We start from the raw sequence: 21,188 nt of genomic DNA, 5'->3' as shown, positions 1-21,188 counted from the left end.
CCAGCCAGCATGGTGAATCAGAAACCTACTGATTTGGGAATCCCAAATCGATTCAACCTAACTCCATCCCGCTTTAGCGCGCCTTTGCCCACCCTACGAATCCGCCTTCACGGATGTCAGCGCACGATCACAAGCAGCTCAGCCGTATTTGCCGTGGCAGTGCTTGAACTTCTTGCCGGAGCCGCAGGGACAATCCTCGTTGCGGCCGACCTTGCCCCAGGTGGCGGGATTTTTGGGATCGCGGTCGGCGGCGGCGACCGAAGGCACCAGCGAGGCATTGGCGAACGCCATCTCGTCTTCGCCGGTATCCGGATTGAGCTTGTGCGCTTCCATCACCGGCAATGCCGGCTGCTGCTCTTCCGGCGGAACGATCTCGACGCGCATCAACTGCGCCGTCACCGCCTCGCGCAGATGCGCGATCATCGCCTCGAACAGGCTGAAGGCTTCCGACTTGTATTCCTGCAACGGATCGCGCTGGCCGTAGCCGCGCAGGCCGATGACCTGGCGCAGATGGTCGAGCATCACGAGATGCTCGCGCCAGAGATGATCCAGCGTCTGCAGCAGAATGGTCTTTTCGACGTAACGCATCACGTCGGGGCCCCATTGCGCGACCTTGGCCGCCATGCGCTCGTCGACATACTTCTCGATGCGCGCCAGCAATTCCTCGTCGGCGATGCCCTCTTCCTTGGCCCATTCATCGACCGGAAGGTCGACGTCGAGCACGCGCTTCAATTCGTCCTTGAGGCCGGTAACGTCCCACTGCTCGGCATAGGCATGCTCGGGCACGTGCTTGGCGACGACATCGTCGACGAAGGCATGGCGCATGTCGGCGACGGTCTCGGCGACACTGTCGTCCTTCATCAGGTCGACGCGCTGGTCGAAGATCACCTTGCGCTGGTCGTTCTGGACGTTGTCGAATTTGAGCAAATTCTTCCGGATGTCGAAGTTGCGGGCCTCGACCTTCTGCTGCGCCTTCTCCAGCGCCTTGTTGATCCAGGGATGGATGATCGCCTCACCCTCTTTGAGGCCGAGCCGCGTCAGCATGGTATCGAGCCGGTCGGACCCGAAGATCCGCATCAGGTCGTCTTCCAGCGACAGGAAGAATTTCGAGCGTCCGGGGTCGCCCTGACGGCCGGAGCGGCCGCGCAGCTGGTTGTCGATGCGCCGCGATTCATGGCGTTCCGAACCCATGATGTAGAGCCCGCCGGGCTTGGTGATGGTCTTGGCCGGCTTCGAACCCTTGGCAGGTTCGATTTCGACGACGTCTTCGGCCTTCAGCACGATCTCGCGGAAACGCTCGATGTCGGCCTTGATGAGTTCGATCTTGGCGGCCTTCTCGGCCTCGTCCGTGATGTGCGCGGTCTCCTGCAGGATCCGCATCTCGAGCGAACCGCCGAGCTTGATGTCGGTACCACGGCCGGCCATGTTGGTCGCGATCGTGATCGCGCCGGGGACGCCGGCTTCCGCAACGATATAGGCTTCCTGTTCGTGGAAGCGCGCGTTCAGCACCGCGAACAGTTTCGCAGGCTTGCCCGCGCGCGCCGCGGCATAGAGCTTCTCCATGCCGGATTCAGAACCGAAATCGATCTGCTTGTAGCCGTGGTTCTTCAAATAGTCGGCCAGCACTTCCGACTTCTCGATCGAGGCGGTGCCGACCAGCACCGGCTGCAGCCGCGCATTGGCGCGCTCGATCTCGGCCAGGATCGCGGCGTATTTCTCGTTCTGGGTGCGGTAGACCTCGTCGTCCTCGTCGAGGCGCGCTACCGGCACGTTGGTCGGGATTTCCACGACCTCGAGCTTGTAGATGTCGAACAGTTCGTCGGCTTCGGTCAGCGCGGTGCCGGTCATGCCGGCGAGCTTGGCGTACATCCGGAAATAGTTCTGGAAGGTGATCGAGGCCAGCGTCTGGTTTTCCGGCTGGACCTGGACATGCTCCTTGGCTTCCAGCGCCTGGTGCAGGCCTTCGGAATAGCGCCGGCCCTGCATCATGCGGCCGGTGAATTCGTCGATGATGATGACCTCGCCGTCGCGGACGATGTAGTCCTTGTCGCGGTTGAACAGCGAATGGGCGCGCAGCGCCTGATTGATGTGATGGACCACCGAGACGTTCTCGACGTCGTAGAGCGACTCGCCCTTGAGCTGGCCGGCGTCACGCAGCAGGGTTTCGATCTTCTCCATGCCGGCTTCGGTCAGCGTCACCGTGCGCTGCTTCTCGTCGACGTCGTAATCGGTCTTGTCGAGCTTGGGCAGGAAGGTGTCGATGGTGTTGTAGAACTCCGACCGGTCGTCGAGCGGGCCGGAGATGATCAGGGGCGTGCGCGCCTCGTCGATCAGGATCGAGTCGACTTCGTCGACGATGGCGTAGAAGTGGCTGCGCTGGACCATGTCCTCGAGCCGGTACTTCATGTTGTCGCGCAGATAGTCGAAACCGTATTCGTTGTTGGTGCCGTAGGTGATGTCGCGCGAATAGGCTTCCTTGCGCTCGGCATCGTCGAGGCCGTGGACGATCACGCCGACGGAAAGGCCGAGGAAATTATAGATCTGCCCCATCCATTCGGAGTCGCGGCGGGCGAGGTAGTCGTTGACGGTGACGACGTGGACGCCTTTGCCGGCCAGCGCGTTGAGATAGACCGCAAGCGTCGCGACCAGCGTCTTGCCTTCGCCGGTCTTCATCTCGGCGATGTCGCCCTCGTGCAGCACCATGCCGCCGATCAGCTGGACGTCGAAATGGCGCTGGCCGAGGGTGCGCTTGGCCGCCTCGCGCACGGTGGCAAAGGCCGGAACCAGGAGGTCGTCGAGCGTCTTGCCGTTGGCGATCTGCTCGCGGAATTCGGCGGTGCGGGCCTTCAGCGCCTCGTCCGACAGCGCGGTGAGCGTGGGCTCGAGCGCGTTGATGGCGTTGACGCGGGACTGGTATCCCTTCACCCGCCGGTCGTTTGCGGAGCCGAAAAACTTGCGGGCGAGCGCGCCGATCATGCCGAGTTCCTGTCTGTGCCGTGTCTTGCTATGCCGTGTCTTGCGTTGCGGCCGTGACGTGATCCACCAGATTGCCTATCAACTCACCGTGACGCGTCGCGGCAAACGCCCCGATCCGGGGGTCATCCGCCAAGTGAGTGGGATTCAGGCAAGCTAAGGTTCAACGGCAAAAAGCCCAGTAAAATAAGCGCTATCGCCATCGATTGGTTCCGGCAGAGATATGGCTGGGCTTGAGCCTTGTCAACGCCGCCAAGATGTCAAGGAATTCATCATTTTGACAGACTTTTCGCGTTGCCAAGGTGCCATGATTGGGCGAGTGTCCCGCCGCCTTTTGGCATTCCCATCTTCAAGACAAGGATTTTGCATGACCTCCCCGTTCCCGGAAACGAAAACCGGCCTGCGCTTCGGCTTGGCCTCCCTGGCCCTGACGACCTGCCTGGCTGCGGTTCTGGCCGCCGGCGTGCCGGCCCGCGCCCAGGACAACCCCGTTCTGGCGAAGGTTAACGGCGTGGAGATCCGTCAGAGCGACGTCGCGCTGGCCGAAGAGGAACTTGGCCCGAGCCTCGCCCAGATGGACCCGGCGACCAAGAAGGACAACGTGCTGGCCTTCCTGATCGACCTCAAGATCGTCGCCAAGGCCGCCGAGGATAAAAAGGTCGAGAATTCCGAGGACTTCAAGCGGCGCATGGCGTTCACGCGCAGCCGTCTGTTGATGGACAGCCTGCTGGCCACCGAAGGTAAGGCGGCAACCACCGAAGAGGCCATGAAAAAGGTCTATGAGGAGGCCTCCAAGCAGATCACCGGCGAAGCCGAGGTTCGCGCCCGGCACATCCTGGTCGAGACCGAGGACGAGGCCAAGGCGATCGCGGAAGAGCTGAAAAAGGGCGCCGATTTCGCCGATCTCGCCAAGAAAAAGTCCAAGGACCCCGGCGCCTCCGACGGCGGCGACCTCGGCTTCTTCACCAAGGAGCAGATGGTGCCGGAGTTCTCGGCCGTGGCGTTCGTGCTCGAGCCCGGCAAGATCTCCGATCCCGTCAAGTCGCAGTTCGGCTGGCACATCATCAAGGTCGAGGAAAAGCGCAACCGCAAGGCGCCCGACTTCGAGCAGGTCAAGCCCCAGATCGAAACCTATGTGACGCGCAAGGCGCAGGCCGATTACGTGGCCAAGCTGCGCGAGGCCGCCAAGGTCGAGCGCATGGACAAGCCGGCCGAGCCGGCGGCGAAGCCGGCCGAGGCTGCCAAGCCCGACGCCTCCAAGATGGCGCCGGCGAAGAAATAAAATCGACTTCGCCGCCCGACTTCAGTATTTAGGCATCATGCCCGGCCCACTCAGGTGTGCCGGGCATCCATGTCTTAGGGCCTTCATCAACGGATGCTGAAGACGTGGCTGGCCGCGAATCCTGCTGGATCCGGCCCCATCGCTTCCGGTCTTCCTGTCGATAAGGCGCCCCCATGTCATCAGCCGTTTCCCCCCTCGCACCAACCGAAGTCCCCGACATGCCCGTGATCGGGGGCGTGCGGCTTGCCACGGCCGCCGCCGGCATCCGCTACAAGGGGCGCACCGACGTGCTGCTCGCGATCATGGACAAGGGGACGAATGCGGCCGGTGTCTTCACCCAATCGAAATGCCCAAGCGCCCCGGTGGAATGGTGCCGCGCCCAGCTCGAAGGCGCAGGTTCTTCCAAGGGAGGACTTGCGCGCGCGCTGGTGGTGAATTCCGGCAATGCCAATGCCTTCACCGGCAAGACCGGACGGCAGGCCACGACCTTGACGGCGTCGATTGCCGCCAAGGCTGTGGGGTGCAAACCAAATGAGGTGTTTCTCGCCTCCACCGGCGTGATCGGCGAGCCGCTTGACGCCAGCAAATTCGACGGCGTGCTGGGCACGCTGGCCGACAGCGCTGCGCCTGCGGACTGGATGGGCGCGGCCCGGGCGATCATGACCACCGACACCTTTCCGAAGGTCGCGACCGCGACCGTGAAACTCGGCAAGGCCAAGGTCACGATCAACGGCATGGCCAAGGGCGCCGGCATGATCGCGCCCGACATGGCGACCATGCTGTCCTTCGTGTTCACCGACGCGCCGCTGTCGTCGGCCGTGCTGCAAGCGCTGCTCAAGAGCGGCGTCCAGGATACCTTCAACGCCCTGACCATCGACAGCGACACCTCGACATCCGACACGCTGCTGGCGTTCGCCACCGGAACAGCCGCCGCCGCCGGCGCGCCCAAAATCACCCGCGCCAGCGACCCGAGGCTGAAAGCCTTCACCAAGGCGTTCCGCGCGGTGCTCGCCGATCTTGCCGAGCAGGTCGCCCGCGACGGCGAAGGCGCGCGAAAACTGGTCGAGGTCATCGTCGAGGGCGCGACCACCAACATCTCCGCGCGCCGGATCGCGATGTCGATTGCGAATTCGCCGCTGGTCAAGACGGCGATCGCCGGCGAGGACGCCAATTGGGGCCGCGTGGTGATGGCGGTCGGCAAGGCCGGCGAGCCCGCCAACCGCGACAAGCTGTCGATCTCGTTCAACGGCATCCGCGTCGCCAAAAGCGGCGCGCGCGATCCGTCCTACAACGAGGCGGAGGTTTCCGAGGCGATGAAGGCTCCGAAGATTCAGATCAAGGTCGCCCTCGGCCTCGGCAAGGGCCGCGACCGCGTGCTGACCTGCGACCTCACCAAGGAATACGTCGCCATCAACGGCGATTACCGGTCGTAGACATTGCCGTCATTGCGAGCAACGGGTCGCAATGACGGAGCAATCGTCAGCTGCTGATCCGCGCGTCGGCGATCGCCTTCTTGAACAACGCGTTCATCGCTTCCGCAATGCCCTGCGTCGGGCTGACCTCGAAGTACAATCCGGTCGAGGCGCAGCTCTGCATGTTCTGCGCGATCTGGCTGTTCGGCGACGGCCCGTAAGGCCCGGCATTGAACGGCGCGATCCACGTATTGTACCAGGCATTGGTCGGCAGCGCGAGATAGGTGGTGTAGAGCACGGCGATCTTGATGCCGCGAGCCTTGATCGCCGTGCAGAGCGCCGCGTTGAGCGGCGACTGGCAGCGTCCGCTGCTGGTGGTCGGCTTGATGCATCCTCCCGGATTGTACTCGTCGGCGACGCCATCCGACACGAAAAACAGATACTTCAGCGGCGCCGAGGATGTGCCGGCGCCGGGCGCGCTGATCACGCTGTTGATCGCGGGCATGATATTGGTGAACTGGGTATCCTGGTCGTTGTTCTCATTCTGGCCCTTGACGGTCATCAGGTCGATGTTGCCGGCCGCGCTCTTGGCGCTCGACAGGCTGGACGACAGCGAAAACAGGGCTCTTAGCCCGGCCGAGCCCGCCGATGCGCCGAAATCGTAGATCGCCATCCGGAACTGGCTCGAATAGGTCTGGGTCACGGCCGCCGTGTCCATCAGCTGCTCGGTCGCGCTGCGCAGCACGTCGATCCGCGTGGTCACGCCGAGGGTTTTGGCAAGCTTGTAGTAGTTATTTTTGTTATTGAGATCGTGACAGGCAAACGCACACTTGTCCGAGGTATTGTTGACCATCTTGCTGACATCGGCCGGCGTCGCGCCGACGCCCATCGACGGCGAATTGTCCATCAGCAGATAGAAATCGATATAGAGCGGCATGCTCGTGGTGGCGGTCGACGAGCCGGTTACGGTGACACTGGTCTTGCCGATCACGCCGAGAAACATCATCGGGACCGTGGCGGAGAACTGAACCTTCGAGGTGATGATGTTCCCGGCCTTGGTCATTGCCGGCGTCATGCTGGTGAGTGTGTAGCCGACCACGCCGTTCATGTTGGCGTTGAAGATATTGGTGGCGTCGGTGACGCCGGCCGGGATCGGCCCATCCGAGGTCATCGATCCCGCGGCGATGAAGCCGGGCGCGCTCTTGGCGACCGAGCCGACGCTGGCCGCGTCGATCGCCGCCTGCAATTTGCTGCGCAGCTGGGTGGCCCGCGAATAGTCGACCGCACATCCGACCGCCGATATGATGGGCAGCGACGCAATCGCAAATATTACGGCGATATTGCCGGAGCGGTCGCGACGAAAGCGGTTGAGCAGAGAAGTGAAAGCGCGCATAGGATGCCTGTTCTGGGCCGGTCTTGCGCACATCTTGCCATCGAGAGATTAACTTATAACTTATAAGCATCTATCCTTCGCTACGCTGAACAAACCGTTTGGCCTCGCGACGATTGCTGGTTAATGAATGGCGTGCGGCACCCCCGCGGTTTTCTGATTAGTTCTTGTGCATGGCTGACATCAAACTCACCCTCGTCGTCGCCTGCGCGCTGGTCGATGCCGACAAGCGCGTGCTGCTGGCGCAGCGTCCGGAAGGCAAAGCGCTCGCGGGCCTGTGGGAATTTCCCGGCGGCAAGGTCGAGCCCGGTGAACGCCCCGAACAGACGCTGATCCGCGAACTGCATGAAGAGATCGGCATCGACGTCAGCGAGCCATGCCTGGCGCCGCTGACCTTTGCCAGCCACGCCTACGAGACCTTCCATCTCCTGATGCCGCTCTATATCTGCCGGCGCTGGGAAGGCCAGGTGATCGCCCGCGAAGGCCAGCAACTGGCCTGGGTGCGCGCGGGCAAACTGCGCGACTACCCGATGCCCCCCGCGGACATTCCGCTGATCCCGCATCTGCTGGATTTGCTGTTGTGAGGTGAGCGCGCGGTCACCCACAGCTGTCGTCCTCCGCGAAAGCGGGGGACCCAGTACGCCGCGGCCTCTCGATTCAACCATTGCGGCCTCTGGAATACTGGGTCGCCCGGTCAAGCCGGGCGATGACAGTTGAATGTGCGTTCGCATTCTCGCGACGCATTGCGCCCGAGCTTTGCCAGAAATTCCTTGCCCTCGAATTCAGAGGGCGCAGGGAAGACCGGGTGCGCGCTGCACCCGCGGTCTCGTGTGCAATTGTGCATAAGAATGCGCACACGAGCATACAGGGCAGCGGAGAACACCCGGCCTTCCCTGCGCAGTGGCTTTACGGCTTATAACGCGCTCTCCCCGGTGAGACGGCCTCTATTGCCACCGTCGCCCCCCGGAAGCGTTGGCTCCCGAAAGACTTGACGCCGTTACGGGCGCCAGGACCACACGACTTCGCCGTACGCTTCAGCCGCGACCGTCAATCGCAACTGTTACGTCCACCGCGACCCGCCCCTCGTCGTGACGATGGCCAACGCCCCTCTGAATGGGACGGGATGGCGATAGATGCGCACTGATTTGGGCCGGACGACAACAGAAATATTTTTGATTTACGGAAACTTTGGACTTGACACGATTTCTGCAAATCGTAAGTGATTTGCCCGTCGGGTTGATTTGCCGCACCCGGACCGCAAGATTGCGCTTGCGGGCGAGGCAACGCAGTTGGCGTTGGCAATCCAGCTAAGCAATTCCGACACGCGTAGTCCGTAGGGCGGGTTCTCTTTAACCCGCCATCTCGCAATCAAGCCGGCGGGTTAAAGCGAACCCGCCCTACGAAGGCCTGCCGATCATGGTCATAGCAAGCGAAAGCGCCGTTGCAGCCGAAACGAGGATTGGTCCTTCCTCAAGCCAATGAGGTAGAGTCCTCGATACTGGGCGTAGCGGCTGCGTCGGGCCTCGGTGGGGTCATTGGTTTCGATCTGCTGCACGTATCCCGCCAATCCGTTCACGAACACAAATCGTGGTCATGTGCAGAAACTGTAAGCACATGCAGTTAACGAATATCCGACGGCGCCGCAGGCATCGTCCAAACAAATGCTGAAATAAACCGGTTGTCATCTCGCTATTTGGGAGAATGAGACTATATGTGGAACATCATCGCGCGCCCCCGGCAGTTATCGATGACTGAGAGCGTTGCGCTCCCGCCTCAACCAAGCAGGCGGTCCATTGTCAAATTCTCCAACATCCGACTTCCGTGAGTGGCTGGTGCCTCCGGTGCTGCTGCCGAACTTTTTCGTCATGCTGATCGCCGCCGCGGTCATTTTTCAAGTTTGATCCGTCCACGCGAGACCGCAGAACAAAACCCGTCAGAAAGTCGCAATGGCCAACAAAGCAACTGTCAGGAACGCGTATGGCGTGCCGGCCATGTTCGCCGGATCAAAAACAGGCAGCGATGACGCTGCCTTCGTCTTTGTCAGGGTTGGAAATGAGGAGCGTCGCATGCGATGGGCCGAATGGGATGCTCTCCCGGCATGGACCGGACCTCGTCCCTCCTGGGGACCGAAGTCTGGCGCCCCATCGACACTCGACCAATCCTAACGGTGCCGGTTCCCTTGTTAGACGCATTGACAGCGTCTTTCGGCAATCGATGCTGCGTTTCGCGACCGCCCCCGGTTGAGGAGAAGGAGAGTAAACAGGCCGCGGCAGGTTGTAATCGCGTGATGGAGTAGCCACCTAAGGAACACGCAGCGTCCGATCCGCATTAAGTCCGGATACGCGACGCCTTAGCCATGCCAAATCCTAACGACGATAGCGGCCAACGGCACGTCGCCCTGACGTGCGCGTCATGGGTCAGGACATCCTATGCCTACCGAACATGCCGCCGTGCGGATCGTCCACAAGCCCTGGGGGGCCCGTGATCTGCACCCCTGGAGCACTATTGACGGCTCTGGTGACGCGATCGGCGAGCTGTGGTTCGAGCGGGCCGACAAGGATGCGCCTACCCCGGCCTTGCTTCTCAAGCTGCTGTTCACCAGCGAACCCTTGTCGATCCAGGTTCATCCGGACGACACTTTCGCGCGCGCGATGGGGATGCCGAACGGCAAGAGCGAAGCGTGGTATATCCTTTCGGCCCAGCCCGACGCACAGATCGGCGCTGGACTAAAGCACCAGGTAACGCCACAGCAATTGCGTGCGTCCATCCAGGACGGGTCGATCGCCGAACTGATGCACTGGCGACCGGTTGCGAAAGACGACGTCATCTACATCCCGGCCGGCACCATCCACGCCATCGGCGCCGGTATTGTGCTCGCAGAAATTCAGCAGCGCAGTGACGCGACATTCCGCCTGTTCGACTATGGCCGGGAGCGCGAACTGCACGAAGACGACGGGGTCGCGGTCGCTCACCCATGGCCGCTTCGAACGCCCTGCAATCCGACCCGCCTTACCGCGGACCGAACGGTCCTCGTCGCCAGCCGGCATTTCGTTCTCGAGCGCGTTGAACTCCCCGAGGGTTCAAGCTGGGCGCTGGTTGCCGAATCGGAAACCTGGATTCTCGTTCTCGGCGGTCACGCCGCCATTGGACTGGCCGCGGCCTCGATCGGGGAAGCCGTCTTCGTTGCCGGCGGACGCACCAGCATCGAGGTCGGCAGCCATGGATTGAGTGCCTTGATCGCGTATCCGGCGAGCCGGCCGATCGATTCCCTGTTGCAACGGCTTGGTGAAACGCCGGGCAATGCTGCCAATCCGACTGCTCCTGCTGTTCCGCAGTTTGAAGGCGCCAAGGAGCCGCGAACATGACGCCGCTTCGCCGCATCGCCGTCATCGGCAATTCGCTGCCCCGCCGCTGCGGTATCGCCACCTTCACGACCGATCTGGAACGCGCGCTTTCCAGTTCACGGCCGGATCTGGAGGTCAGCATTGTCGCAATGAACGACCACGGACAAGCCTATGACTATCCCGCTTCGGTTGCCTTGCAGATCAAGGATGACACCATTGAAGACTATGTGCGTGCCGCGGCGTTCCTGAATGCCGGCCGGTTCGACGTCGTCTGCCTGCAACACGAATTCGGAATCTTCGGTGGTGAAGCCGGCGGGCACATCCTCGAACTGCTTTCACGCCTCAGCATGCCTGTCATCACCACGCTGCACACGGTGCTGGCCAAGCCGACCGCCGCCCAGCGCGCGGTCATGGAGCGCATCGTCGATGCTTCTTCGAAGATCATCGTGATGGCCAACAAGGGCCGCGAGATGCTGCGCAGCGTTTATCGCGTACCGGACAACAAGATCGAGGTGATCGCGCACGGCATTCCCGACTTTCCGTTTGTCGAGCCCGACGCGGCAAAGGCCAAACTCGGATTCAGCGACCGCTCCGTCATTCTGACGTTCGGCCTGCTCTCCCCCAGCAAGGGCATCGAGGTCATGATCGACGCCATGCCCTTGATCCTGGAACGTCGCGCGGACGCAGTCTATGTCGTGCTCGGCGCGACGCATCCAAATCTGGTGCGCGACCAGGGCGAAGCCTATCGCGAGAGCCTGATGACGCGCGTGCGCGAACTTGGCGTCGAGAACCATGTCGTCTTCCTCGACCAGTTCGTCGATCAGGCAACATTGTTAGAGTTCATTTCGATGTGCGATGTCTACGTCACGCCCTATCTCAACGAAGCGCAGATGACGTCGGGGACGCTGGCCTACAGCTTCGGATTGGGCAAGCCGGTGGTGTCGACGCCGTATTGGCACGCGCTGGAGCTGCTGGATGACGGCCGTGGCGTCATCGTTCCCTTCGGCAACGCGGTCGCGATCGGCAAGGAAATTGCGCAATTGCTCACCAATGCCCCGCGTCGGCAGGCAATGCGCGAGCGTGCCTACACCATCAGCCGATCGATGACATGGGAACGTACGGCCGAACGTTACATGGCCACCTTCGAACATGCGCGCCATGGTGACTGGCTCAAGGTGGTGGCGCGTACCGGGCCGGTCGCGATCGCGCACAGCCCTGCGGCGTCGGACATGCAATTGGATCATTTTCTTTCCATGTGCGACGATACCGGCCTGTTCCAGCATGCGGTGCATTCGGTGCCCGATCGCGCCCACGGCTATTGCGTGGACGACAATGCCCGCGCCTTGCTGCTGGCGTGCGCGCTTAACAATCCGGGCGAAACGCGCTTGTCCGAAGTTTTGACGGCCCGGTTTGCCGCCTTCGTGCAGCATGCGTGGAACCCGGACACCAAACGCTTTCGCAATTTCATGGGCTTCAATCGAACCTGGCTCGAAGATCGCGGCTCCGAAGACAGTCATGGGCGAACATTATGGGCGCTGGGTGAGTGCGCGCGCAGGGACGCAAGCCCGTCGCGACGCCGATGGGCCGCCGCCTTGTTTGCCGAGGCATTGCCGGCCGTCGAGGCCTTCAGTTCGCCCCGCGCATTGGCTTTCACCCTGCTGGGTCTGGACGGCTATTGCGCCGTTGTTCGCGATGATGCGCGCGCCCGGGAAATCCGACATTTTCTCGCCGACAGGTTGATGACGGGGCTCGCGTCGGTCGAGACGCCGGACTGGACCTGGTTCGAGGAAGGCCTGGCGTATGACAACGCGCGCCTGCCGCAAGCCTTGATGCTGACAGGCATGGCCACGCAAAGTCCCGATTACCTCGCTGCCGGATTGCGATCCCTGCGTTGGCTGATGACACAACAAACGGCTTCGACGGGACATTTCCGTCCCGTCGGCACCACCGGCTTTGGCGAACGGCGCCAACCGCCGCGCGCGTTCGACCAGCAGCCGGTAGAGGCAGCGGCGACGATCGCGGCCTGCCTGACCGCGTGGCGCGCGGAGGGCGACGCGGAATGGAAGACAATCGCAAGCAACGTTTTCGCCTGGTTTCTCGGCCGCAACGATTTATCGATCGCGCTGGTCGATCCCGAGACCGGCAGTTGCCGGGATGGCCTGCATCCCGACCGCGCCAACGAAAACCGCGGCGGCGAGTCGGTCGTGTCCTATCTGCTCGGTCTTGCCGATATTCGTCAGCTGGCGCGCGTCAACGTCAGCGTGACACCGCCCGCGGCGCTTCGCGCCATCGGCGCCTGAGTACATTTTTCCCTCCAGCGAACCGAGGACATCTTGTCGCAAGCCTCCTTCATGAATCGGCAGGCGCTCTATCTGCGCCCCGACCCCGCGCGCGTGATTGTACGCCCGTTCAAGCCCGCGACTGAGCCACGCGATCTCAACCCGACCGACAAGACCCGCGCCAATCATATCGTCGAGCGCGTCCTTGCACTCGACCCGAAGGTCGCAGCCCATCTGCTGGCCGACGTGCTGGAAAACTTTCAGGGCCGGCATCGCAACCTGCTGGAGACGTTCGAGGCCCGAGCCGACGTCATGGAACAGGCGCTGGCGGCTCACGGCGCGTTTTCCAAGATTCAGCGCCAGTTGATCGGCGCTTATTTTCTGAACGAATATTCGTTCGAAGCCTCGGCGCTGTTCAATCCCAGCATCGTGCCGCACCCTGACCAATCGGACGCCCCGACCGGCGGCTTGCGCTTTGTTCTCAGCCTTCGCGCCGTCGGCGAGGGCCATGTATCGTCACTGACGTTTCGCACCGGCACGGTCGCAGCCGATGGCAGCCTGACTGTCGATCCAACGGTCCGTCTCGCTTCCAGCCCCCGGATCAAGCTCCGCGCAGCCAGCCCACATGGCGACGAGGTAGAATTGACGTTCAATCCGCACGAGGAACTCAGCGAGCGTGTCATCTTTCCGATCACGGATTCCCAGTCGAACGGTATTGAAGACGCCCGGTTTGTCGAGTTCAGCGATGGCGGCCGCAAAACCTACTATGCCACCTATACCGCCTATAGCGGCAGGGCGATCCGATCCGAGTTGATCGAGACCAGTGACTTTCAGTCCTTTCGAATGTCGCCGCTGCAAGGGACGGCCGCGCACAACAAGGGCATGGCGCTGTTCCCGCGCAGGATCGAGGGCAAATACGCCATGATCGCGCGCCAGGACAACGAGAATCTTTATCTGATCTATTCGGACGATTTGCACCGGTGGGACGGCGGTCAGGCGATCCTGAAGCCGCAATTTCCCTGGGAGTTCGTGCAGATCGGAAACTGCGGGTCACCGATCGAACTGGATGAAGGGTGGTTGTTGCTCACCCACGGCGTCGGGCCGGTCCGGAAATATTCGATCGGCGCGGCCCTGCTCGACAAGAAAGACCCATCCAAGGTGCTGGCGCGTGCAAGCGAACCTTTGCTGCATCCGGAGGCGTCCGAGCGTGAAGGCTATGTTCCCAACGTGGTCTATACCTGCGGCGCGATGCGCCACAACGACCAGATCATTTTGCCCTACGCCATATCCGACACCTACTCCAACTTTGCGACCATCAAGATCGCAGCCCTGCTGCAAGCAATGTCCTGATGGTGCGGAGAAGCTGTTCGTACGGGGGCCTACTTCAACGTCGGCTTTACCGCTGCCTCGAGACTTCCGGCGAGCCTAGCTCGGTTTTGGCTGGATTTCATGCGGTGCCCAGCCGGACAGCCCGATCACGTCGAAGGCGGCCTGGATCCGGCCGTCGCGATTGGCCAAGCGCTCGCGCAACGAAGATTGAACCGCTCCTCAACCCGCTGGCCCTGACCCGGTTCGCCCGCGCGGCGCGGCGCGTTTCGGCAGGTCGCCGAGCCGCGCCCTGAGCCGCGGTATCATGAAGTCGAGGAAGGCGCGCAATTTGACCGGCATGAAGCGATTTGGCGAGTAGACAAAGCCGACGGGTTGCGGTGGCGGCTGAAAATCCTGAAGCAGCGGCGTGAGATCTCCCGACTTGATCGCGTCGGCGACGTGGTAGGAAAACGCTTCGGTGATTCCAATGCCGGCACGCGCGGCATCGCAGGCCGACTCGAGGTTGCTTACGACGAGCCGCGACCGCACGGGCACGACGTATTCAGCCTTGTCCCGGCTGAACCTCCACGACGATGGCGATTGAAGCGGCGGATAGCTGATGCAGTCGTGCCGCGACAGGTCTTCGGGCGATTTGGGCGTCCCGCGGGATTTCAGGTAGGCGGGGCTCGCGCACATCACGCGCCGAATTTCTCCGATCCGCACTGCGATCAGACTGCTGTCGGCAAAGGTGCCGTGGGTAAGGGCGCCGATGCGAAGGGCAACATCGACGTGCTCCTCCAGCAGATTGGCCGCGCGGTCCTGCAAGGAGAGCTGGACGTCGACCTCCGGAAATGTCGCCAGAAACTCCGCCAGGACCGGTTGTAGATACATGCGGCCGAGGGCGACCGGCGCCGATACGCAGAGATCGCCGCGCGGCGTCGTGTACTCGCCGGAGGCGGCGCGTTCGGCTTCCGCCACATCGGCGAGAATCCGTTTCGCTGCGGCGATGTAGGAGCGGCCCGCATCCGTCGGCACGAGCGCACGGCTCGAGCGGTTGAACAGCTTGGTCTGCAGGTGCGCTTCGAGCTCGGAGACTTTCCGGCTGACCGTTGCGAGCGGCGTTTTTTGCCGGCGCGCCGCCGCCGACAAACTGCCGGCCTCGGCAACCGCCAGCACCACCGACATGGCTTCGAAGCGGTCCATTGGATGTTTCCATTTTGTGGAAGGGTCTTTCTCGATTTTACCAGATACCCATCGTTTTCGGAAGGGTCTAGTTACGGACGCACAGCAACGGACTGGCCCCAACCCGAATTCCAGGAGACCGACATGACCTCGATCCAATCCAAAGGCATCGCCCTCATCACCGGCGCATCGACGGGCATCGGCGCCATCTACGCCGACCGGCTGGCCAAGCGCGGCCATGACCTCATTCTGGTCGCCCGCAACAAGGATCGGCTCGCCTCCCTGGCGCGCCGGATCGCCGGCGATACCGGCCGCAACGTCGAGACGGTCGAAGCCGATCTCACCGTCGCTGCGGATCTTGGGCGCGTCGGGGACATCCTGCGGACCAACGCCGGCATCTCCATGCTGGTCAACAATGCCGGCGTCGGCGCCACGGGGCCGCTGGTCTCCTCCGACATCGACAAGATGGAGGACATGATCAGCCTGAACGTCACCGCGCTGACGCGGCTGACCTATGCGGCGGCGCCGGGATTTGTTGCCCGCGGCAACGGCACGATCATCAACATTTCATCGATCGTCGCGATCGCGCCGGAGGTGCTGAACGGTGTCTACGGCGGCACGAAAGCGTTCGTGCTCGCGTTCAACCACTCGCTGGTTCACGAGCTCACGGGCAAGGGCGTCCGCGTGCAGGCGGTGCTGCCGGGCGCGACGGCCACCGAATTCTGGGATGTCGCCGGCATGCCGGTTCATCATTTGCCGCAGCAGATGGTGATGTCGGCCAACGACCTGGTCGACGCCGCCCTCGCGGGCCTCGACCTTGGCGAGACCGTGACCATCCCGTCGCTGCCCAACCAGGCGGAATGGGATCGCTATGAGGCGGCGCGCCGCGCGATGTCGGACAAGATTTCGAGCGCCATCGCGGCCCCCCGCTACAACTTGCGCAATCACGAGCGCATCAGCGCCTAGCAACAAGTTCAGCCGAACATTGAATTGAAACCACAACCCTGAGAACGGAGTTCACCATGTCATACGTTACAACTCAGCTTCCGACGCCCGCCCTGGCATCGCGCACAGCCTCCAACTGGCGTGACCATGCCGAACACCTGCTCGCCTACGCCGAGCCGGTCAGCCGCGCCGGGCTCTATGTTTCGCTCGCGGTCATCTACGCCTGGTTCGGCGGGATGAAGTTTACCGAATACGAGGCCAACGGGCTGGTGCCGCTGGTAGAGAACAGCCCGCTCGTCGGCTGGTTCTATGCCCTGCTTTCGGTCCGCGGCTTCTCCACCTTCCTCGGTTTTGTCGAACTCAGCATCGGGCTCTTGATCGCCCTCAGATTGGCGAGCCCGATCTTTTCCGCAGCCGGCGGCCTGCTCTCGGCCGGGCTCTTCGTCACGACCCTGAGCTTCATGATCTCGACGCCCGGCGTCGTCGTGCCCGAGCTCGGCTTCCCCGCGATCTCGGTCGCGCCGGGTCAGTTCCTCCTGAAAGATGTCGGCCTGTTCGCCGCCTCCTTCTGGGTGTTCGTCGACTCGCTGAAGACCCTGATTCGCAAGTGATCAACCTTTCCAGGCAAGACGGAGCAAGAACATGAGCAAGCGATTGGACTACAACCAGGTTGCACCGGCAGGCGTGAAAGCGCTGGGCGGCGTCTATGGCTACGTCATGCAGAGCGGCCTTTCCTCCACGCTGGTCGACCTGGTCTACTTGCGGATTTCCCAGATCAACAACTGCGCCTACTGCCTCGACATGCACACGCGCGACCTGCTCAAGAAGGGGCAGAAGATCGAGAAGCTCGCGCTGCTGCAGGCCTGGGCGGAAGCCGGCAATTTGTTCGATGAACGCGAACGCGCCGCGCTGGCATGGGCCGAGACGGTGACCCGTGTCGCCGATACCGGCGTGCCGGATGACGCGTATCACGCCGCCCGCGCCGTGTTCGAGGAGCGGGAGCTCGTCGACCTCACGATCGCGATCGGCCTGATGAACGCCTACAACCGCCTCGCCATCAGCTTTCGCAACACGCCGCAGGCAGCAATCGAGAGTTTGAAGGCGGCGTAGTCCGCGAACAAGTCAGAACAGAAGGACCAGCAACATGAGCGTCATCGTCAGAGCCGCCGCCGTGCAGATCAGCCCCGTGTTGTACAGCCGCGAAGGGACCGTGGAGAAGGTCATCAGGAAGATCCGCGAACTCGGCAAGCAGGGTGTCCGGTTCGCGACCTTCCCCGAAACCATCATTCCCTATTACCCGTATTTCTCCTTCGTGCAGCCGGCCTATGCCCTCGGCAAGGAGCATCAGCGTCTGCTCGAGCAGTCGGTGACGATCCCGTCCGCCGAGACCGATGCGATCGGCGAGGCGGCGCGAGAGGCTGGCATGGTGGTCTCGATCGGCGTCAATGAACGCGACGGCGGCACGATCTACAACACGCAGCTGCTGTTCGACGCCGACGGCACGCTGGTCCAGCGCCGCCGCAAGATCACGCCGACCTATCACGAGCGGATGATCTGGGGCCAGGGCGACGGCTCGGGGCTGCGCGCCGTCGACAGCGCCATTGGGCGCATTGGTCAGCTCGCCTGCTGGGAGCACTATCTTCCCTTGGCGCGTTATGCGCTGATGGCCGACGGCGAGCAGATCCACTCGGCGATGTATCCCGGGTCGATCTTCGGTCCCCTGTTCGCGCAGCAGACCGAAATCAATGTTCGCCAGCACGCGCTCGAATCGGGCTGCTTCGTTGTCAGCGCCACAGGGTGGCTCGATGCCGAGCAGCAGGCGCAGATTGCAAAAGATACCGGCGGTCCTGTCGGGCCGATTTCCGGCGGCTGCTTCACGGCGATCATCGGCCCCGATGGTCAGATCATCGGCGAACCGCTCAAGGCCGGCGAAGGCGCGGTGATCGCGGATCTGGACTTCGCGCAGATCGACGCCCGCAAGCGACTGATGGACGCGCGCGGCCACTACAGCCGTCCTGAACTGCTTAGCCTGCTGATCGACCGGACGCCGACGGCCCACGCTCACGAGCGCGCGGGACACCCGAAGATCGAGGGACCGCGCGCAGTTGGCGGGAAAGAAAGTATCTCCGACGCCGCATGAGGACCGGTTTGCCACCTGGCGCCGAGGGCGGACATTTGGCGTCCGCTTCACCGCCGCCTCCAGACTCGCTTTCGCAGAGCCCGGCCGCAGCGATTGGTGGCGCTAGCGGCCGCCAGTTTCCTTCGCCAGTTCGGTCAGCTTCGTACCGACGTCGTGAAGTATCCCCTGGAATGTCTTCAGATCGCGTTCGGACAGGTTGCCGAACAGCAGTTTGGCAAACTCGGTCGTCTCCGATTGCAATCTTGCGAAGGATTTTTGCCCTTTCGCCGACAGAACAATGACGGCAGCGCGCCGATCCGTCGGGTGTGCCGTGCGACGGACAAAACCGGTCTCCTCAAGCGCATCGATGAGCGTGGTTACGTTACGCGGCGTGACCTTCAGTTCCGCGGCCAATTCCGCCTGCGTCATCCGCTCGGCCCCACCCAGCACCCACAACACTTGCGCCCTTGTTTGCGTCAGGCCGCGCTCGGCCAGGCCACGCTGCATATCCGCCGACATGAGCGTTGTGACCAGAAACAGCTGCGACAGCACGTCGCGGCAAAGTGATGTATTATCTACATTGTGTATCATATTCACGATATGCTCTATACCAATTCGATCGTCAATTGGAGTCCTGTCGTGCTCGCCACCAATACCGCTTCCCAGGGAAATATCGCATTGATGCGTGACGCCTTCGCCGCCTTGAGCCGCAGGGACCTTGCGGCTGCCGCCGAGTTCCTGTCGCCGGACTTCATCATTAACTTGGCCGGGGTGCCGCATCAAATGCGCGGCCGGCGCATATGGCGCAGGAATTCGGAAGCCTTCTTCAACGCTTTTCCCGACATTCAGATCGAAACGCAGGACATGTTTGCGGCCGACGACAAGGTGGCGGTGCGTCTTCGCTTTACCGGAACGCACACCGGCGAGTTCCTGGGAAATCAGCCGACCGGAAAGCGCGTCGATTACCAAAGCTACGAACTGTACCGCATTGCCGATGGCAAGATCGCCGAGGAATGGATCTGCTCCGACATGCTGACGATCCTGACTCAGATCGGCGCATTTCCTGCCAGGCATCTCATGCTGATGTGGCTTGCCGGATACCGTGTGTGGTTTGCGGCGGGCGTCGGCCTGCTTGCGGGGGTGATTTCGACGCTGATGCTGTCCTCCATCGCAGCCTGACCAGACGGACCACGAATCACAATTCTACTTCGTCTTCCCCTTCACCGCCGCCTCCAGGCTCGCTTTCGCCGAACCCGGCCGCAGCGGTTTGGGCTGGCTCTCATGCGGCGCCCAGCCGGACAGCCAGATCACGTCGAAGGTGGCGCGGATGCGGCCGTCCGAATCGGCAAAGCGTTCGCCGTAGATCTCTGCCATCCGCAGCAGCGTGGCGCGGCGGGTCGGCACCCGCCGCCGCTCGACCAGGATGTTGGTCGCGCCCATCCTTCTCAGATCGGCCATCAGCGCCAACGCGCTGTCGTAGCGCACTATGAGGCGATCGACGTCGGTGACCGGCAGCGCAAAGCCCGCGCGCTGCAGCAGCGCGCCGACATCGCGCAGATCGGCAAAGGGTGCGACGCGCGGCGACACCCCGCCCTCGCATTCGGCCTCCGCCGCCGCAAAGGATTGCCGGAGTTCGGTCAGCGTATCGCCGCCGATCATCGTCGCCAGCAGCAATCCATCCGGCCGCAGCGCGCGCCTGATTTGCGCCAGCACGCCAGGTAGATCGTTGACGAATTGAAAGGCCAGCGCGGACACCGCGAGATCAAGCGATTCCGGCGCGAGCCGCAGCGTTTCCGTTTCATCCGGATCGATCCGGGTGATGGATTTGAAACGATCGGCCAGCGGCTTGCGCAGCAGCTTGCACGGCGTCCAGATTTCGGTGGCGTCGGAGAAATTTCGCATCACCGCCGCCAGCCGCTCTTCCATGTCCTCGGTGACGCGATCGAGCAGGAACGTCGCTGGCCCAAGGCGCTGCGCACGATCCTGCCGGGCGCGCAACAGCGCGCGGTCGAACAGGATGGGTGCGGTGGTCGGGTGCGAGGACATGCCGGTTGGTACGCCGATCGCCCAGTCTCTGGCAATCCGGTGCTTGAGCAGTTTGTTCAGCAGCGCTAGCCTCACCCCATGGACGCCGAGGCATCACCACCACGCTCCATTTCCGGCCATTTGCGCGGCGCGTTGAGCGCGTGCCGCGCGGTGTTCGCGCATATTCCAAGGCTGGCGCTCGACATTGCGCTGCCATCGCTGTGCGTGTCCTGCCGCGAGCCGGTCGATGGCGAGGGTGTCTGCGCCGAATGCTGGGCCAAATTGTCGTTCATCGAACCGCCCTACTGCCCGCGGCTCGGCATTCCCTTTGTGTACGACCCCGGGCCCGATTTGCTGTCGATGGAGGCGATTGCCAATCCGCCGGCCTACCAGCGCGCCCGCGCTGCCGTGCGCTACGACGATGTCGCGCGCACGCTGGTCCATTCGCTGAAATATCAGGACCGCACCGATCTGGCGCCCGCGATGGGGCGCTGGATGGCCCGCGCGGGCCAGGAATTGCTCGACGAGGCCGACGCGCTGGTCCCGGTTCCCCTGCATTGGCGGCGTGGCTGGAGCCGCCGCTACAACCAGTCCGGTGCGCTGGCGCGGGTGATTTCGCGTCAAACCGGGGTCAAACTGGCCTGCGAGGCACTCCGGCGGGTCCGGGCAACCGAACAGCAGATCGGGCTGTCGCGCTCGCAGCGGGCCAGCAACGTGCAGGGCGCGTTCAAGGTCGCCCCCGACCGCAGCGCCGACATCCAGGGCCGCCGCGTGGTCCTGATCGACGACGTCCTGACCTCCGGCGCCACGACCGACGCCTGCGCCCGTGCCTTATTGCGCGCCAAGGCCGCGCAGGTCGACGTGCTGGTATTCGCGCGGGTTGTGGACACCCACCGGGCTCCCATATAATTCAAAGACTTGTCATTTCC

The 21,188-nt window shown here is 62.7% G+C and carries 17 protein-coding genes; 12 read left to right on the top strand and 5 right to left on the bottom strand.

What is annotated here, in order from left to right; all coding sequences use genetic code 11:
- Positions 1-138: 138 nt before the first annotated feature.
- A complete protein-coding gene (gene secA, locus JQ574_RS31895) occupies positions 139-2,976 on the bottom strand; it encodes a preprotein translocase subunit SecA (RefSeq protein WP_212213909.1) in 2,838 nt (945 codons plus the stop codon).
- 364 nt (positions 2,977-3,340) lie between these two features.
- Between secA and JQ574_RS31890 the strand changes: the two genes are divergently transcribed.
- Together JQ574_RS31890 and argJ are read left to right on the top strand one after the other, a co-directional pair.
- Positions 3,341-4,255 (top strand): peptidylprolyl isomerase, encoded by a 915-nt coding sequence (locus tag JQ574_RS31890; RefSeq protein WP_212213893.1) that lies wholly within the window; start codon positions 3,341-3,343, stop codon positions 4,253-4,255.
- A 173-nt stretch (positions 4,256-4,428) separates the two neighbouring features.
- Positions 4,429-5,688 carry a bifunctional glutamate N-acetyltransferase/amino-acid acetyltransferase ArgJ gene (argJ, locus tag JQ574_RS31885; RefSeq protein ID WP_212213890.1) on the top strand — a complete coding sequence of 420 codons (1,260 nt, stop codon included), beginning with the start codon at positions 4,429-4,431 and terminating at the stop codon, positions 5,686-5,688.
- A gap of 46 nt (positions 5,689-5,734) precedes the next feature.
- Here argJ and JQ574_RS31880 read toward each other — a convergent pair whose 3' ends face one another.
- Positions 5,735-7,060, bottom strand: coding sequence for a TadE/TadG family type IV pilus assembly protein (locus tag JQ574_RS31880; protein WP_212213887.1), 1,326 nt, complete (start codon positions 7,058-7,060; stop codon positions 5,735-5,737).
- 170 nt (positions 7,061-7,230) lie between these two features.
- Between JQ574_RS31880 and JQ574_RS31875 the strand changes: the two genes are divergently transcribed.
- The 4 genes from JQ574_RS31875 (at position 7,231) to JQ574_RS31860 (ending at position 14,030) form a co-directional block, all read left to right on the top strand.
- A complete protein-coding gene (locus JQ574_RS31875; RefSeq protein ID WP_212035802.1) occupies positions 7,231-7,641 on the top strand; it encodes a (deoxy)nucleoside triphosphate pyrophosphohydrolase in 411 nt (136 codons plus the stop codon).
- A gap of 1,845 nt (positions 7,642-9,486) precedes the next feature.
- Positions 9,487-10,422 (top strand): class I mannose-6-phosphate isomerase, encoded by a 936-nt coding sequence (locus JQ574_RS31870; protein ID WP_212213884.1) that lies wholly within the window; start codon positions 9,487-9,489, stop codon positions 10,420-10,422.
- Complete coding sequence (locus JQ574_RS31865) at positions 10,419-12,701, top strand: glycosyltransferase family 4 protein (protein WP_212213880.1); 2,283 nt, start codon at positions 10,419-10,421, stop codon at positions 12,699-12,701. Before JQ574_RS31870 ends, JQ574_RS31865 begins: the two co-directional genes overlap by 4 nt.
- A gap of 51 nt (positions 12,702-12,752) precedes the next feature.
- Entirely contained in the window at positions 12,753-14,030 is a 1,278-nt protein-coding gene (locus JQ574_RS31860) for a glycoside hydrolase family 130 protein (protein ID WP_249119729.1), read from the top strand.
- 198 nt (positions 14,031-14,228) lie between these two features.
- Here the strand turns inward: JQ574_RS31860 and JQ574_RS31855 are convergent, their stop codons facing one another.
- Positions 14,229-15,191 (bottom strand): LysR family transcriptional regulator, encoded by a 963-nt coding sequence (locus tag JQ574_RS31855; RefSeq protein ID WP_212213873.1) that lies wholly within the window; start codon positions 15,189-15,191, stop codon positions 14,229-14,231.
- 123 nt (positions 15,192-15,314) lie between these two features.
- Here JQ574_RS31855 and JQ574_RS31850 point away from each other — a divergent pair, with 123 nt between their 5' ends.
- Genes JQ574_RS31850 through JQ574_RS31835 form a run of 4 tightly spaced genes read left to right on the top strand, consistent with a single transcriptional unit; the run spans position 15,315 to position 18,255 of the window.
- The gene (locus tag JQ574_RS31850; protein ID WP_212213870.1) at positions 15,315-16,136 is read left to right on the top strand and encodes an SDR family oxidoreductase; all 822 of its coding nucleotides are present in this window, start codon (positions 15,315-15,317) and stop codon (positions 16,134-16,136) included.
- 56 nt (positions 16,137-16,192) lie between these two features.
- Positions 16,193-16,726, top strand: a complete 534-nt coding sequence (locus JQ574_RS31845; protein ID WP_212213867.1) for a YkgB family protein — start codon at positions 16,193-16,195, stop codon at positions 16,724-16,726.
- A 31-nt stretch (positions 16,727-16,757) separates the two neighbouring features.
- Positions 16,758-17,225 carry a carboxymuconolactone decarboxylase family protein gene (locus JQ574_RS31840; protein WP_212213864.1) on the top strand — a complete coding sequence of 156 codons (468 nt, stop codon included), beginning with the start codon at positions 16,758-16,760 and terminating at the stop codon, positions 17,223-17,225.
- Positions 17,226-17,259: 34 nt separating this feature from the next.
- The gene (locus JQ574_RS31835) at positions 17,260-18,255 is read left to right on the top strand and encodes a nitrilase-related carbon-nitrogen hydrolase (RefSeq protein ID WP_212213862.1); all 996 of its coding nucleotides are present in this window, start codon (positions 17,260-17,262) and stop codon (positions 18,253-18,255) included.
- Positions 18,256-18,357: 102 nt separating this feature from the next.
- Here JQ574_RS31835 and JQ574_RS31830 read toward each other — a convergent pair whose 3' ends face one another.
- Positions 18,358-18,825, bottom strand: a complete 468-nt coding sequence (locus tag JQ574_RS31830) for a MarR family winged helix-turn-helix transcriptional regulator (protein ID WP_249119733.1) — start codon at positions 18,823-18,825, stop codon at positions 18,358-18,360.
- Positions 18,826-18,873: 48 nt separating this feature from the next.
- On the opposite strand from JQ574_RS31830, the gene JQ574_RS31825 reads away from it, so the two are divergent.
- Complete coding sequence (locus JQ574_RS31825; protein ID WP_212384162.1) at positions 18,874-19,413, top strand: ester cyclase; 540 nt, start codon at positions 18,874-18,876, stop codon at positions 19,411-19,413.
- Between the two features lie 24 nt (positions 19,414-19,437).
- Here the strand turns inward: JQ574_RS31825 and JQ574_RS31820 are convergent, their stop codons facing one another.
- Complete coding sequence (locus tag JQ574_RS31820) at positions 19,438-20,280, bottom strand: methyltransferase domain-containing protein (RefSeq protein WP_212213932.1); 843 nt, start codon at positions 20,278-20,280, stop codon at positions 19,438-19,440.
- A gap of 78 nt (positions 20,281-20,358) precedes the next feature.
- Between JQ574_RS31820 and JQ574_RS31815 the strand changes: the two genes are divergently transcribed.
- The gene (locus JQ574_RS31815) at positions 20,359-21,168 is read left to right on the top strand and encodes a ComF family protein (RefSeq protein WP_212213852.1); all 810 of its coding nucleotides are present in this window, start codon (positions 20,359-20,361) and stop codon (positions 21,166-21,168) included.
- Positions 21,169-21,188 lie beyond the last annotated feature (20 nt).

Source organism: Bradyrhizobium sp. AUGA SZCCT0158 (genome assembly GCF_018130065.1).
GTDB lineage: Bacteria > Pseudomonadota > Alphaproteobacteria > Rhizobiales > Xanthobacteraceae > Bradyrhizobium.
The sequence above is the reverse complement of the archived record's forward strand: the minus strand, read 5'-3'. Positions and strand labels throughout refer to the sequence as shown.